Source organism: Salinicola halophyticus, from assembly GCF_003206695.1.
GTDB classification, from domain to species: Bacteria; Pseudomonadota; Gammaproteobacteria; order Pseudomonadales; family Halomonadaceae; genus Salinicola; species Salinicola halophyticus.
The window spans coordinates 443,376-456,232 of the sequence record NZ_PZJN01000003.1 but is presented as its reverse complement, the minus strand read 5'-3'; the positions used below and the strand labels follow the sequence as shown (position 1 = coordinate 456,232).

Here is a 12,857-nt window from a genome sequence, read left to right as displayed (position 1 = left end):
GAACTATCCCGAGCCATCATCGCGATGAGGCATGGTGACCCCGGAACGATGGGCGACGACTGACATTATCTTTGTTGGCAGCTGTGATTGGCAGCTGAGTCCAGTGGCTGAGTCCAATAGCGACGAGCAGGAAGGGATTACTACCGATGGCCAATGAATCGACGCAGGATGGTGAATCGCTACCCCGCTGGTACGTGATCCAGTGCAAGGGCGGCGAGTCGTTTCGTGCCAGCGAACATCTCGACAATCAGGGCTACGAGGTATTTCACCCGGTGCTCGAGGTGCAGAAACGCCGGCGCGGCAAACTGGCCTGGGTGGCCGAGCCGCTGTTTCCCCACTATCTGTTCATTCGTCTCGACCGTATCGCCAGTAACTGGCGACCGATTCGCTCCACCCGCGGCGTCCTGCGGTTGGTCAGCTTCGGTCAGGAACCAGTGTTCGTGCAGGACGCGCTGGTCGAGACGCTACGCGATCGCGTCGCTGCCGACGACAGCCGCGACCGCGCCAACGTCTACTATCGCCAGGGCGATATCGTCGAGATCACCGACGGGCCGTTTCGTGCCCTGCAGGCCGTCTTCGAGGCGCAGAAAGGCGAAGAGCGCGCCATCGTGCTGCTCAATCTGCTGCAGCAGACCCAGCGCCTCGAGGTACCGGTCGACGCCTTGCGCAAGCACACCTCGTAGTTTTTCAAAGGGGCTTTTCACCGAGCAAAGAGGCTTTTCACCGAGCCTTTCAGTCGTGCACTCGAATGCGTTCTAAGCACCGTTTATCGGCGTATCGGGTCGATCTCATCCTTCAACCGCACTGAATCCATCCTCTGTCTGGAGTCATCATGAGCCAGCTCGTCATCGAGCCGTCCCGCGTCGCGACCCTTCACTATGCCCTGCTGGATGCAAACGGCCGCACGCTCGACGATTCGCGCGCGCGCCAGCAACCACTCGAATACCTGCATGGGCATGGCAATCTGTTTCCAGCGCTGGAGGCGGTACTGGCCACTCACGGCCCCGGGGCGCGGTTGAGCGCGACTCTCGCGCCCGCCGATACCTATGGCGAACGCGACGAGGCGCTGGTCAGCGACAGCCCTCGTTCGTCGTTTCCGGAAGACCAGAGGCTCGAGGCCGGCCAGCGCTTTCAGGCGCAAGGGCCGGACGGCCCGCGAACGGTGACGTTGGTCGCCGTCGACGAGTCGCGGATTACCGTGGATGCCAACCATCCGCTGGCGGGAGAGACGCTGACCTACGAGATCGAGATTCTGGAGGTGCGCGAGGCGACGCGGGCCGAGCTGGCAAAGGGCCACCCGTTGCCACCGGGGACGTCACATACCGAGGTCGAAGACCGCAAGCAGTAGCGAGGCTGCGATGCTGTTCAGCGCTCCACCCACCAGCGCGTGAACCACGCCTGCATCACCAGTTCCGGATAAATCGTGCGACCCAGGCTGCCGTTGTAGCGGGCCAGGGCGTGGGTCCAGTCGCCGTTTTCGCGGTCGAGATAGTGAGCCAGGATGGTACAGCCGTAGCGCAGATTGGTATCGATATCGTGGAGGTCGTCCTGCGTTCGGCCGATCTCGGCTTTCCAGAACGGCATCACCTGCATCAGCCCCAGCGCGCCGGCCGACGAGACCGCGTTCGGTTGGAAGCGGCTCTCCACATCGATCAACGCCAATACCAGCTCCGGCGGCAGCTGAGCCCGTCGAGCTTCGGCGTGAATGCGCTCGAGCAGCGCCAGCCGGGCGCGGCGGGAGGGGTAGGCCTGGGGTTGGCGTCTGGCCAGGCGCGACTGCATGTCCAGCAGCCACACCTGAGCGTCGAAGGCATCCTCGAAACCGTCGGGTGCAGCCATGGCGCGAGACAGCGCATCCAGCAGATCCTGAGACGGGGGTTCCCCCGCTTCATCGGATTGCTTGGCAGGCGCGATCGACTGTGCCAGCGCCATGTCGGCGCTCGGCAGCCCGGCGACGACGAGCCAGATCGCCGTCACCGGAATGGCGGAAAGCCGAGTCATCACTCTGTCGACCGATCAGGCGAAGCGGGTGTCCAGGAACGCTCGGAGATTATCCAGCGCCACCATCGTGACTTCGCTGTCGCGGCGCCCCTTGTACTCCAGCTCGCCGTTATCCAGCCCACGATCACCGATGACCAGACGGTGGGGAATGCCCATCAGCTCCTGGTCGGCAAACTTGACGCCGGGACGCAGGTCGCGATCATCCAGCAGCACGTCGATACCGGCATCCGTCAGCTCCTGGTAAAGCTTGTCGGCGGTTTCGCGCACCCGGTCCGACTTGTGGGCGTTCATCGGCACGATCGCCAGCCGGAAGGGCGCAATGGCGTCGGGCCAGATGATCCCGCCGGCGTCGTGATTCTGCTCGATGGCGGCTGCCACCACGCGAGTGATGCCGATCCCGTAACAGCCCATCCACAGCGTCGCCGGCTGACCGCCGTCGTCGAGCACGGTGGCATTCATGGCCCTGGAATACTTCTGGCCGAGCTGGAAGACGTGGCCGACTTCGATGCCTCGGGTGATCGAAAGCGTGCCCTGACCGTCGGGTGACGGATCGCCCTCGACCACGTTACGCAGGTCGGCGACCTCGGGCAGCGGCAGATCACGCTCCCAGTTGATCCCGAACAGATGCTGGTCGTCGACGTTGGCGCCAGCACCGAAGTCGCTCATTAGGGCGACACTGTGGTCGATGATCAGCGGCATCGGCAGCTTGATCGGACCCAGCGAGCCGGGGCCGGCGCCGATGGCGGCCCGAATTTCCTCTTCACTGGCCATGGCCAACGGCGCCGCGACGCCCTCGAGGTTCTCGGCCTTGATCTCGTTGAGCTGATGATCGCCGCGCACCATCAGCGCGATCAGGCCGCCGTCGGCAGCGTGGACGATCAACGTCTTGACGGTCTTCTCGATCGGTAGATCGAAGCCTTCGACCAGCGCGGCGATGGTGCGAACGCCCGGCGTGGGAACCTGACGCAGCGTTTCCTGGGGCGCGGCACGCTCGGCGCCCCGGGGCGGCAGCGCCTCGGCCTTCTCGATATTGGCGGCGTAGTCGGAGCCGGTGGAGAACACCACGGCGTCTTCGCCAGAATCGGCCAGCACATGAAACTCGTGCGAACCGGTGCCGCCAATGGAGCCGTTGTCGGCCAGCACCGGACGGAAGTCGAGGCCCAGGCGGGTGAAGATGCGGACGTAGGCGTCGTACATGCGCTGATAGGACGCCTTGAGGCCGTCTTCATCGCTGTCGAACGAATAGGCGTCCTTCATGATGAATTCGCGCGAGCGCATCACGCCGAAACGCGGCCGGATCTCGTCGCGGAACTTGGTCTGGACCTGATAGAAGTTGGTCGGCAGCTGCTTGTAGCTGCTGATTTCGCGCCGCACCAGATCGGTGATGACTTCTTCATGCGTCGGGCCGACGCAGTAGTCGCGCTGATGACGATCCTTGAGACGCAGCAGCTCGGGGCCGTACTCGTCCCAGCGGCCGGATTCCTGCCACAGCTCGGCGGGCTGGACAGCCGGCATCAACACTTCCTGCGCGCCCGCCCGATCCATCTCCTCGCGAACGATGCGTTCGACCTTGCGTAACGTTCTCACGCCGACCGGCAACCAGGTATAGAGTCCCGAGGTCAGGCGACGGATCATGCCGGCACGCAGCATCAGCTGGTGGCTGACGATCTCCGCGTCGGCGGGCGTTTCCTTGAGGGTCGAGATCTGTAGTTGGCTGGCACGCATGGGGTGTTCTTTCCTGTATTCATCAGCGTCAAGCGGAACGCGGCATATGCTCGATATGACGTGATCGGCAGTGATTCGTCGGGCCGCCAGTATAGAGATGCGAACTGCAGGCAGGAAAGGGCGACTGCCAAAAAGCATTCGCGAACGCCTCGATGGTATCGGACCGCCGCGGCCTCTCGTCTGCAGTCTTTGATATCGGTCTCTGATATCGCTCTTTGATATCACTCTTTCCACTCATGCGATCTTTTCTATCTCGCGATCTTTCCTATAGTGAGAGTCAGGGCCGCGTCCGGCATCGTCGGAACAGACGAGCGGAGCAGGACACCATCGCAAACCCGTCGTAGGCGGCCCGCGGCGGCGGGAGGTGTGTCATGATTCATCACGTCTGGGGACTGCTCACGCATCCCAACCGCGAATGGCAGCAGATCCGTGGCGAGAACGAAACCATCTCGCATTTCTACGGCTCCCACGTGCTGCTGATGGCCGCCATCCCGGTCGTCTGCGCTTTCATCGGCACCACGGTGGTGGGCTGGCACTTCGGAACCACCGAAGACGGGCTGGCAAAGACCGTCAGCGTCTCGCCGACGACCGCGGTGCTGCTGGCTATCATCTTCTATGCGCTGATTCTGGGCGCCATCTGGTTGATGGGTAATGTGATCCATTGGCTGGCACGTCGCTATCCGGAACGCCCGGATCTCAACCACTGCGTCGTGTTCGCGGGCTACATGGCGACACCGATGTTCCTGAGTGGCGTGGTGGCCCTCTATCCGCTGGTGTGGCTGTGCCTGTTGGCGGGCATCGCCGGGCTCTGCTACACGGCCTATCTCGTCTATGCGGGCCTGCCGTCCTTCCTGGCTATCGATCAGCACGAGGGCATGCGCGCCTCGAGCGCCGCGCTGGCTATTGGCGTGCTGGTGCTGGAAGCGCTGCTGGCGATCACCGTATTGCTTTGGGGCTATGGCGCGTCGCTGGTCTGATTCAAAGGCGGCTCTGCCGGCGCCCGTACCTGAAGTGCGGGCGTCATCCTCGATGTCTCGTCTGCGCATGTCGTCTGGACTTGTCGTCTGGACTTGTCGTCTGGACTTGTCGTCGGCTGATGGATTAGGTTACCTCGCGTTACCTACATGTCACTGGAACCCTGCAATGCAACCTCGTTTTCGACGCTTGATGGCTGGCGCTGTCGTGGCCGGCTTGATGCTATCTCTCACCGGCTGCGGCACACTTTTCTATCCGGAGCGCAAGGGCCAGCTTCAGGGACGTGTCGATCCCGGCGTAGCCATTGCCGATGGTCTGGGCCTGCTGCTGTTCATCGTCCCCGGCGTGATCGCCTATGCGGTGGACTTCTCCAACAATACGATCTATCTCCCGGGGTCTCACGACGCCTCGATCGATCGGGTGCACTACGATGGCCAGTTGAGCGCTGATTCCTTGATGGCGATGATCGAAACCCGAACCGGTCGGAATCTCGATGACGATTCTCGCACTGTCGTCGTTGAGCGGGTCGCGACCCTGGATCAAGCGCTGTCGACGCTGGCGTTCGACGATCGACTCGAATTCGACTATCGACACGTCGCCGATTCGTGAGGAAAACGTAATCTGCTGACAAAGACTGGGCCTGTGGATACACCGTCGTCGACGGTGTCGTGCGTCTGCTGATAGGGAGATTGGTCATGCGTACCTTTGAATGCCATCACTGTAATCCGCCAAGTCGGCTTTTCTTCGATAACACTCAGTGTGTGGTGTGCGATGCCGAGGTCGGCTGGTGTCCCGTTTGCCATGCCATCGCCGCGATGCTGCCGGACAACGAAGTCGGCTATCGCTGCGCCAATGCCAGCTGCGGCACGGCGCTGGTGAAATGTTTCAACTATGCCAGCGAAAACGTCTGCAACCGGATGCAGACTCCAGCTGATCATGCGGCCTACGCCGGGCTCTGCGATTGCTGTCGTCACAACGCGGTCATTCCCGACCTGTCGATCGAAGGGCACCGTGAGCGCTGGGCAGCGCTCGAGGCCGCCAAGCGCCGGTTGTTCTACACGCTGGACCTGATCGGCCTGCCACATCCTTCCCCGCAGGACGATTCGCCGCTGCCGCTGAGTTTCGCGTTCATGGCCGACGCTCTGCCGGATGCGGGGCTTTGGCGCTCCACCGGCAGTACCGAGAAGGTTTACACCGGCCATGCCCAGGGTCTGATCACGATCAACCTGATGGAGACCGACGATGCCGAGCGCGAACGTCTGCGCGTCGACATGAACGAGTCTCATCGAACCTTGATCGGCCATTTTCGACATGAGATCGGCCACTACTACTGGGATCTGCTGGTCAAGGGTCAGGATGAGGATGCCAGTCGCGCTGTCTTCGGCAATCATGAAGACCCGACCTACGCCGAAGCACTGGAGCGCTATTATGAGCAAGGGCCGGCACCGGACTGGGCCAGGTCTCACGTATCGGCTTATGCCACCATGCATGCGTGGGAAGATTTCGCCGAGACCTTTGCTGCCTATCTGGATATCGTCGCGGTACTGGATACCGCGGAAAATCTGGGAATGCGGCGGGCAGCCAACGATGGCGGCATCAATGGCATGATCCTGTCCTATCAGCAGGTGGGCCTGGTACTCAACGAACTCAATCGCGAAATGGGAATGCTCGATATGGTGCCGCTGGTCATCACCCCGGCGATTCGCGACAAGCTCGAATACATCCACCAGGTCGTATCGCTAGGTGCCGCTTCCGCGGATTCGCTCCGCTAGCTGGCGATTCTGAAGTAACGCCCGCCATCACGTTCGAAATACGTCCCGAAGCCACGCAGGACAAGCCCGTGGAGACGTAACGATGTCGGAATCGGGTGGCGGAGCCCGTCACCCGGTTTCCACTGTCACGCTCTTGGCTCTTGGCTCTTGGCTCTTGGCTCCTGGCTCCTGGCTCCGCTGTCCGATCAAGCCGGTTCAATCCTCGTCATCGTCAACGAACGCTGACTGCTCCTGGCTTTGCGCCGCCATCACCGGCCGCTCGCTCACCGCGAAATAGGCACTGGCAATGGCTTCGTGAAGGTTGTTGAAGCCGATCTGGAATTCATCGATCAGCCGGTGCAGCTGTTCCGGTGCGCGGGCCAGCGCCTGAACGTCCGCCTCGGCGACTTCGGCGCGGATCAAGGTGGCAACGGCCAGCGGTCGATCGTGATGAGGGAGCGACTCCAGCTCCCAGCTGACCTCTTCCAGACTGCGCAGCACGGAGCGAGGCAGGGCGTGGTTCTGCAACAGGAAGCGCAGCACATCGGGCCCGCGGACGCGTAACCTCACCTGCTGACGGTACATCTGATAGGCAGTCAGTGACTTGAGCACGCTCATCCATTGCAGATGCTCGAAGGGAATCAGTTCTTCCGGATTGCGTGGCAGCAGATTGTTGGAGCGCACATCGATGATGCGGGTTGTCATGTCGGCGCGTTCGAGATGCCGACCCAGTGACAGGAAGGTGCGCGCTTCGGTATGGCTCAGCGTTCCTTCGATCAACCCGGTCAGCGTCTGACAGGCACGCGTCACGCTCTTCAGAAAACTGTCGCGGCTACGGGGTTTCAATCCAGTGAGCGTCTGTTCGCTGATTTCGAGATAGCAGTGATTGATCTCTTCCCAGATCTCCCTCGGGACCACATCGCGGGTCGTGCGTAGATTTTCCCGAGCGTTGGCCATCGACGATAAAATCGAACTGTCGTGTTCGCGGGACAGGCACAGAAAATCCACCACGTTGCGTTCGTTACGCTCCTCGAAGAGGGCATCGAACACCTCGCCGCTACCGGTGATATCGATCAGCGTCGACCAGCTCAGTGCCGCCTTGCCCGGCATGTCGAGCAGCAGATTGCTGTTGACGCTGATCAGCCGGGCGGTGTCTTCGGCGCGTTCGAGGTAGCGGGCCAGCCAGTATAGGTTCTCGGCAACTCGTGACAGCATGATTTCACTCCCCCTCGGTTTCGACGATCCAGGTGTCCTTGCTCCCGCCGCCCTGGGAGGAGTTGACCACCAGCGAGTCCTTCACCAGTGCCACGCGCGTCAAGCCGCCCATGGTGACGTGCGTCTCGGGGCCGGAAAGGATGAAAGGTCTCAGGTCGACATGGCGGGGCTCCGGCGTGCCGTCGAACAGCGTCGGCGCGGTAGAGAGCGCAAGCGTAGGTTGAGCCATGTAGTTGCGAGGGTCGGCTTCGATACGTCTGGCGAATTCCCGGCGTTCCTCGTCGGTGGCGCGCGGGCCGATCAGCATGCCGTAGCCACCGGACTCGTTGGCCGGCTTGACCACCAGCTCGTCGAGATGCTCGAGCACGTAGCGGCGATCGTCCTCGAACATGCAGAGATAGCTGGGAACATTGGGAATCAGCGGTTCCTGATCGAGATAGTACCGGATCAGCTGAGGCACAAAGGCGTAGACGACCTTGTCATCCGCGACGCCGGCGCCTGGAGCATTGGTCAGAGCGACCTTGCCCGCGCGCCAGGCTCGCATCAGCCCCGGCGTGCCGAGCATGGAATCCGGAATGAACGCCTCCGGATCCAGAAACAGGTCGTCGACGCGGCGGTAGATCACGTCGACGCGTTTGAGGCCATCGACGGTGTGCATATGCACGACATCGTCGTCGTCCACCGTCAGATCGGAACCCTGTACCAGTTCCACGCCCATCTGCTGGGCGAGATAGGCGTGTTCGTAATAGGCCGAGTTGTAGATGCCCGGCGTCAGCACCACGATCTGGGGCTCGTCATGGTGACGCGGCGACATGCTCGCCAGCATGTCGTAGAGCTGGGCAGGGTAGTCATCCAGCGGCAGAATGCGACCGGTCTCGAACAGCTCGGGGAGAACCCGCTTGGTCACGTTGCGGTTCTCGAGCATGTAGGAGACGCCGGAAGGAACGCGAAGATTGTCCTCGAGCACGTAGAGCGTGCCGTTGCCGTCGCGAACCAGATCGGAGCCGCAGATGTGCGCCCAGACGCCGTGGGGCGGATTGATCCCCATGCACTGCGGGCGGAAGTTGACCGACTGCGCCAGCACCTCCTCGGGAAACACGCCATCCTTGATGACTTTCTGGTCATGGTAGAGGTCGTCGATGAACAGATTCAGCGCATCGACGCGCTGCTTGAGGCCGGCCTCCACGGCTCGCCACTCGTTGGCCGGGATGATGCGCGGCACGATATCGAACGGCCAGGCCCGGTCGATGGTGCTGCCCTCTGAGTAGACGGTGAAAGTGATGCCCATGGTCCGGATGGCGACTTCCGCCGCGATCTTGCGTTCATCGAGTTCCTTGGCCGTAAAGCTCGAAAGCATGTCGCATAGCGGCTTGGCCGCATCGCGCGGCGAACCATTGTCATCGAGTAGTTCGTCGTAGAAGTGCTGGCTCGGGTACTGCTTCCAATCCACATTGCCCATGGGAGAACACTCCTGTCTGCGGGGTCGAAGACGCTTTTTTGGGTGTTGTCGCGTCGCCCGTTGCGGCAAAACCGTTTATATGGACGTATATAGAGACGGGTATGGAAGAATTCGGTCGTTGTGACTCGGCCTATGTCGCTGTCCGCCAGGCCGTCGTCGAACGTTCCGTCTTCAGCATAGTGAGAAGCGTATGCGGGTGTCACGCTGAACGCCTACGCTGATAGCCTGAATTTGCTCAATCGTGCCCGTGAATACCCACAACAAGATCGTCAATCGAGCCAAGAGATTGCCATGACCCTACGTGTTGCGCTGTCTCATCGTACCTCCTACGTCTTCGACCGGCCGGTTCATCTGTCGCCGCATCTGATCCGACTGCGGCCGGCGCCGCACTGCCGCACGCCGATCGAAGCCTATTCGCTTGAGATTTCGGCCAAGCCGCAATTTCTGAGCTGGCAGCAGGACCCCTTCGGTAACTTCATCGCCCGCGTGGTCTTCCCGGAGCCGGTGACGCGTCTCGACGTGGCGGTCGAGGTGATCGCGCCGATGACGGTGATCAATCCGTTCGATTTCTTCGTCGAGAGCTACGCCGAGAATTATCCGTTCGCCTATCCGCCGGCACTGCGCAAGGAACTGGCGCCTTATCTCGAGATCGGCGAGCGCGGTGAACGCCTGCTGGCCTGGCTGGCGGCGGTGCCCAGAGACGAGCGCGGTATTGCCGATTTTCTGGTAATGCTCAACCAGCGCCTGCAGCAGGACATCGGTTATCTGGTGCGCATGGAAGCGGGCGTCCAGAGTGCCGAGGAGACGCTGGAGAAGGCGCTGGGTTCGTGTCGGGATTCTGCCTGGCTGCTGGTGCAGATCGCGCGTCATCTCGGCCTGGCGGCGCGTTTCGTCTCGGGTTACCTGATTCAGTTGACGGCCGACGTCAAGGCGCTGGATGGGCCCTCCGGGACCGAAACCGACTTTACCGATCTCCATGCCTGGGCCGAGGTCTTCGTGCCCGGCGCGGGCTGGATCGGTCTCGACCCGACTTCCGGTCTATTGGCCGGGGAAGGGCATATCCCGTTGGCGGCGACGCCGGAGCCGACCAGCGCCTCGCCGATCGTCGGTTACTCCGACGAGTGCGAGGTGACGTTCGATTTTTCGATGAGCGTCGAGCGGATCCACGAGGATCCACGTGTCACCCGGCCCTATAGCGACGATCAGTGGCAAGCGATCGAGCGTCTCGGCGAGCAGGTCGATCGTCGCCTGAGCGCCGGTGATGTCCGTCTGACCATGGGCGGCGAGCCGACCTTCGTGTCGACCGACGACATGGAGGCCGACGAGTGGAACACTGCCGCCCAGGGCCCGACCAAGCGCCGGCTTTCCGGCGAGCTGCTCAAGCGGTTGCGGCGCGCCTTCGCCCCGGGCGGTCTGCTGCACTACCGGCAGGGCAAGTGGTACCCCGGCGAACCGCTGCCACGCTGGGCACTGGCCTGTTACTGGCGCCGGGACGGTCAACCCGTATGGCATGACGAGCGCTGGCTGGCCGACGACGGCGCTCAACCCGGCCACGATGCCGGGGACGCGCTGCGCTTCGGCGAGGCCCTGGCCGAGCATCTGGGTGTCAACGCGAATCACCTGCTGCCCGGATACGAAGACGCCTTTTACTATCTGTGGCGCGAGCAGACCCTGGCGCTGGACGTCGACCCGCGTCAGCACGATCTCGATGACGATGAAGAGCGTCGGCGTCTGGCGCAGCTGCTGGAGCGTGGCCTCGGGAGCGTGGTCGGCTACGCGCTACCCCTGCGTTACGCACCGAGATTGCACGGTTGGCAGAGCGGCGAATGGCCGCTGCGCCGCGATCATCTCTATCTGATTCCCGGCGACTCGCCCATGGGCTTGAGATTGCCGTTGTCGTCACTGCCACAGGTAGCGTTTGGCGACGTCGATCAGCAGCGTTCATTGTGGGCGCCATCGGTTGCGCTCGAAGATTCACATGCCGGGGTGACACGACGCTACCAGGCCGTGCGCCAGGCCGTCGAGGCGGGCCCCGCGGGTGCGCAGCGCGAGAGTGCCGAGAGCCTGCCCTACAACGCCTTGAGCGGTGGACGCCGGCCCGGATCGGCGGGGCCGGCGGTCGTCGATGAAGCGGTCAGCGACCGGCCCGGTTCGATCAACGATCAGCCCGAGACCATCAACACCAGCCTGTGTCTGGAAACGCGCGCCGGCCAGCTCCATGTCTTCGTACCGCCGGTGACCCGGCTCGAGCACTATCTCGAACTGATCGCGGCCATCGAGCAGACCGCCGCCATGCTCGAGATGCCGGTGGTCGTCGAGGGCTATCCGCCGCCCGCCGATCCGCGCCTCAAGCAGTTCATGATCACCCCGGACCCCGGCGTGATCGAGGTCAATATCATGCCGGCCGAAAGCTGGTCAGGCCTGGTGGCACAGACCGAAACGGTCTACGAAGAGGCCCGGCAAACCCGTCTCGGCGCCGAAAAGTTCATGCTCGATGGTCGTCATACCGGCACCGGTGGCGGCAATCACGTCACCCTGGGCGGCGCCACGCCCGCGGATTCGCCGTTCCTGCGACGCCCGGCTTTGCTCGGCAGTCTGGTCAGCTACTGGCAGCGCCACCCGGCGCTCTCCTATCTGTTCTCGGGGCTTTTCGTCGGCCCGACCAGTCAGGCGCCACGCGTGGACGAGGCACGCCATGAGTCGCTGCATGAACTCGAAATCGCGCTGGCGCAGCTGGAGCGAGAGGAGACCGCGCAGCCCTGGCTGGTGGATCGACTTTTCCGGCATCTGCTGACCGATCTCACCGGTAATACCCATCGCGCGGAATTCTGCATCGACAAGCTCTATTCGCCGGACAGCGACACCGGAAGGCTCGGCCTGCTCGAGCTGCGGGGCTTCGAGATGCCGCCGCACCCGCGCATGAGCCTGATGCAGGGTTTGCTGATCCGCGCGCTGGTCGCGCGCTTCTGGGATCGGCCGGCGTACGGCAATCTGGTCCGTTGGGGCACTGCGCTGCACGACCGCTGGATGCTGCCGCACTATCTCTGGCGCGATCTCGAGGAAGTGCTGGGCGATCTCGCCAATGAGGGGATGACTTTCGCGCTCGAGTGGTTCGCGCCGTTTCTGGCGTTTCGCTGCCCGGTACTGGGTCGCGTCCAGTATCAGGGGCTCGAACTCGAACTCCGCCAGGCGATCGAACCCTGGCACGTGCTCGGCGAAGAGGCTTCCGGTGGTGGAACGTCGCGCTATGTGGACTCCTCAGTGGAGCGACTGCAAGTCAGGGTCAGCGGTATGAGCGGGAATCGGTATGTCGTGACCTGCAACGGGCATCGTGTGCCGCTGAGGGCCACGGATCGTAACGATGAAGCCGTGGGCGGAGTGCGTTACCGCGCCTGGCAGCCACCGTCCGCGCTGCATCCACGGATACCGGTTCATGCGCCGCTGGTGTTCGATATCGTCGATACCTGGAATCGGCGTTCGATCGGTGGCTGCAGCTATCACGTGTCGCACCCGGGCGGACGCAATTTCGAGCGCTTTCCGGTCAATGCCAATGAGGCGGAGGCACGGCGTCTGGCCCGGTTCGTGGCTCATGGTCATCGCCAGGGTGTCCACGATGTGCCCGAGCTGAACGTCAGTCGCGATTATCCGTTCACGCTCGATCTGCGCGAACGCGGAACGGAAATCGACTCGCGCCATGGCTAAACCGGGATATGATGGCGGCCGATAGAAGG

The 12,857-nt window shown here is 62.6% G+C and carries 10 protein-coding genes; 6 read left to right on the top strand and 4 right to left on the bottom strand.

Translation table 11 applies throughout. The features are described from left to right. Positions 1 to 146: 146 nt before the first annotated feature. Both rfaH and DOM58_RS04230 read left to right on the top strand, forming a co-directional pair. On the top strand, positions 147 to 683 hold the full coding sequence (gene rfaH, locus DOM58_RS04235; RefSeq protein ID WP_110691871.1) for a transcription/translation regulatory transformer protein RfaH: 537 nt from the start codon (positions 147 to 149) through the stop codon (positions 681 to 683). Positions 684 to 832: 149 nt separating this feature from the next. Continuing rightward, on the top strand, positions 833 to 1,348 hold the full coding sequence (locus DOM58_RS04230) for an FKBP-type peptidyl-prolyl cis-trans isomerase (RefSeq protein ID WP_110691870.1): 516 nt from the start codon (positions 833 to 835) through the stop codon (positions 1,346 to 1,348). Positions 1,349 to 1,365: 17 nt separating this feature from the next. Here DOM58_RS04230 and DOM58_RS04225 read toward each other — a convergent pair whose 3' ends face one another. Continuing rightward, positions 1,366 to 2,001, bottom strand: coding sequence for a lytic transglycosylase domain-containing protein (locus DOM58_RS04225; RefSeq protein ID WP_245392145.1), 636 nt, complete (start codon positions 1,999 to 2,001; stop codon positions 1,366 to 1,368). Between the two features lie 15 nt (positions 2,002 to 2,016). Next, positions 2,017 to 3,726, bottom strand: coding sequence for a proline--tRNA ligase (locus tag DOM58_RS04220; protein WP_110691869.1), 1,710 nt, complete (start codon positions 3,724 to 3,726; stop codon positions 2,017 to 2,019). 371 nt (positions 3,727 to 4,097) lie between these two features. Between DOM58_RS04220 and DOM58_RS04215 the strand changes: the two genes are divergently transcribed. The 3 genes from DOM58_RS04215 (at position 4,098) to DOM58_RS04205 (ending at position 6,473) form a co-directional block, all read left to right on the top strand. Beyond that, positions 4,098 to 4,703: a Yip1 family protein gene (locus tag DOM58_RS04215; RefSeq protein ID WP_075562389.1), complete on the top strand. Its 606-nt coding sequence runs from the start codon at positions 4,098 to 4,100 to the stop codon at positions 4,701 to 4,703. Between the two features lie 166 nt (positions 4,704 to 4,869). Next, a complete protein-coding gene (locus DOM58_RS04210; RefSeq protein ID WP_110691868.1) occupies positions 4,870 to 5,310 on the top strand; it encodes a hypothetical protein in 441 nt (146 codons plus the stop codon). An 86-nt stretch (positions 5,311 to 5,396) separates the two neighbouring features. Next, positions 5,397 to 6,473 carry a zinc-binding metallopeptidase family protein gene (locus DOM58_RS04205; protein ID WP_110691867.1) on the top strand — a complete coding sequence of 359 codons (1,077 nt, stop codon included), beginning with the start codon at positions 5,397 to 5,399 and terminating at the stop codon, positions 6,471 to 6,473. A 195-nt stretch (positions 6,474 to 6,668) separates the two neighbouring features. Here the strand turns inward: DOM58_RS04205 and DOM58_RS04200 are convergent, their stop codons facing one another. Continuing rightward, positions 6,669 to 7,667, bottom strand: coding sequence for an alpha-E domain-containing protein (locus DOM58_RS04200; protein ID WP_110691866.1), 999 nt, complete (start codon positions 7,665 to 7,667; stop codon positions 6,669 to 6,671). Between the two features lie 4 nt (positions 7,668 to 7,671). Further along, the gene (locus DOM58_RS04195) at positions 7,672 to 9,126 is read right to left on the bottom strand and encodes a circularly permuted type 2 ATP-grasp protein (RefSeq protein WP_110691865.1); all 1,455 of its coding nucleotides are present in this window, start codon (positions 9,124 to 9,126) and stop codon (positions 7,672 to 7,674) included. A 291-nt stretch (positions 9,127 to 9,417) separates the two neighbouring features. On the opposite strand from DOM58_RS04195, the gene DOM58_RS04190 reads away from it, so the two are divergent. Beyond that, positions 9,418 to 12,828 carry a transglutaminase family protein gene (locus DOM58_RS04190; RefSeq protein WP_110691864.1) on the top strand — a complete coding sequence of 1,137 codons (3,411 nt, stop codon included), beginning with the start codon at positions 9,418 to 9,420 and terminating at the stop codon, positions 12,826 to 12,828. Positions 12,829 to 12,857: the final 29 nt, after the last annotated feature.

Bases quoted from the DNA above. Each gene is read 5' to 3' on its own strand.
- rfaH (WP_110691871.1), top strand. From the start codon at position 147: ATGGCCAATGAATCGACGCAGGATGGTGAATCGCTACCCCGCTGGTAC.
- DOM58_RS04230 (WP_110691870.1), top strand. From the start codon at position 833: ATGAGCCAGCTCGTCATCGAGCCGTCCCGCGTCGCGACCCTTCACTAT.
- DOM58_RS04225 (WP_245392145.1), bottom strand. From the start codon at position 2,001: ATGACTCGGCTTTCCGCCATTCCGGTGACGGCGATCTGGCTCGTCGTC.
- DOM58_RS04220 (WP_110691869.1), bottom strand. From the start codon at position 3,726: ATGCGTGCCAGCCAACTACAGATCTCGACCCTCAAGGAAACGCCCGCC.
- DOM58_RS04215 (WP_075562389.1), top strand. From the start codon at position 4,098: ATGATTCATCACGTCTGGGGACTGCTCACGCATCCCAACCGCGAATGG.
- DOM58_RS04210 (WP_110691868.1), top strand. From the start codon at position 4,870: ATGCAACCTCGTTTTCGACGCTTGATGGCTGGCGCTGTCGTGGCCGGC.
- DOM58_RS04205 (WP_110691867.1), top strand. From the start codon at position 5,397: ATGCGTACCTTTGAATGCCATCACTGTAATCCGCCAAGTCGGCTTTTC.
- DOM58_RS04200 (WP_110691866.1), bottom strand. From the start codon at position 7,667: ATGCTGTCACGAGTTGCCGAGAACCTATACTGGCTGGCCCGCTACCTC.
- DOM58_RS04195 (WP_110691865.1), bottom strand. From the start codon at position 9,126: ATGGGCAATGTGGATTGGAAGCAGTACCCGAGCCAGCACTTCTACGAC.
- DOM58_RS04190 (WP_110691864.1), top strand. From the start codon at position 9,418: ATGACCCTACGTGTTGCGCTGTCTCATCGTACCTCCTACGTCTTCGAC.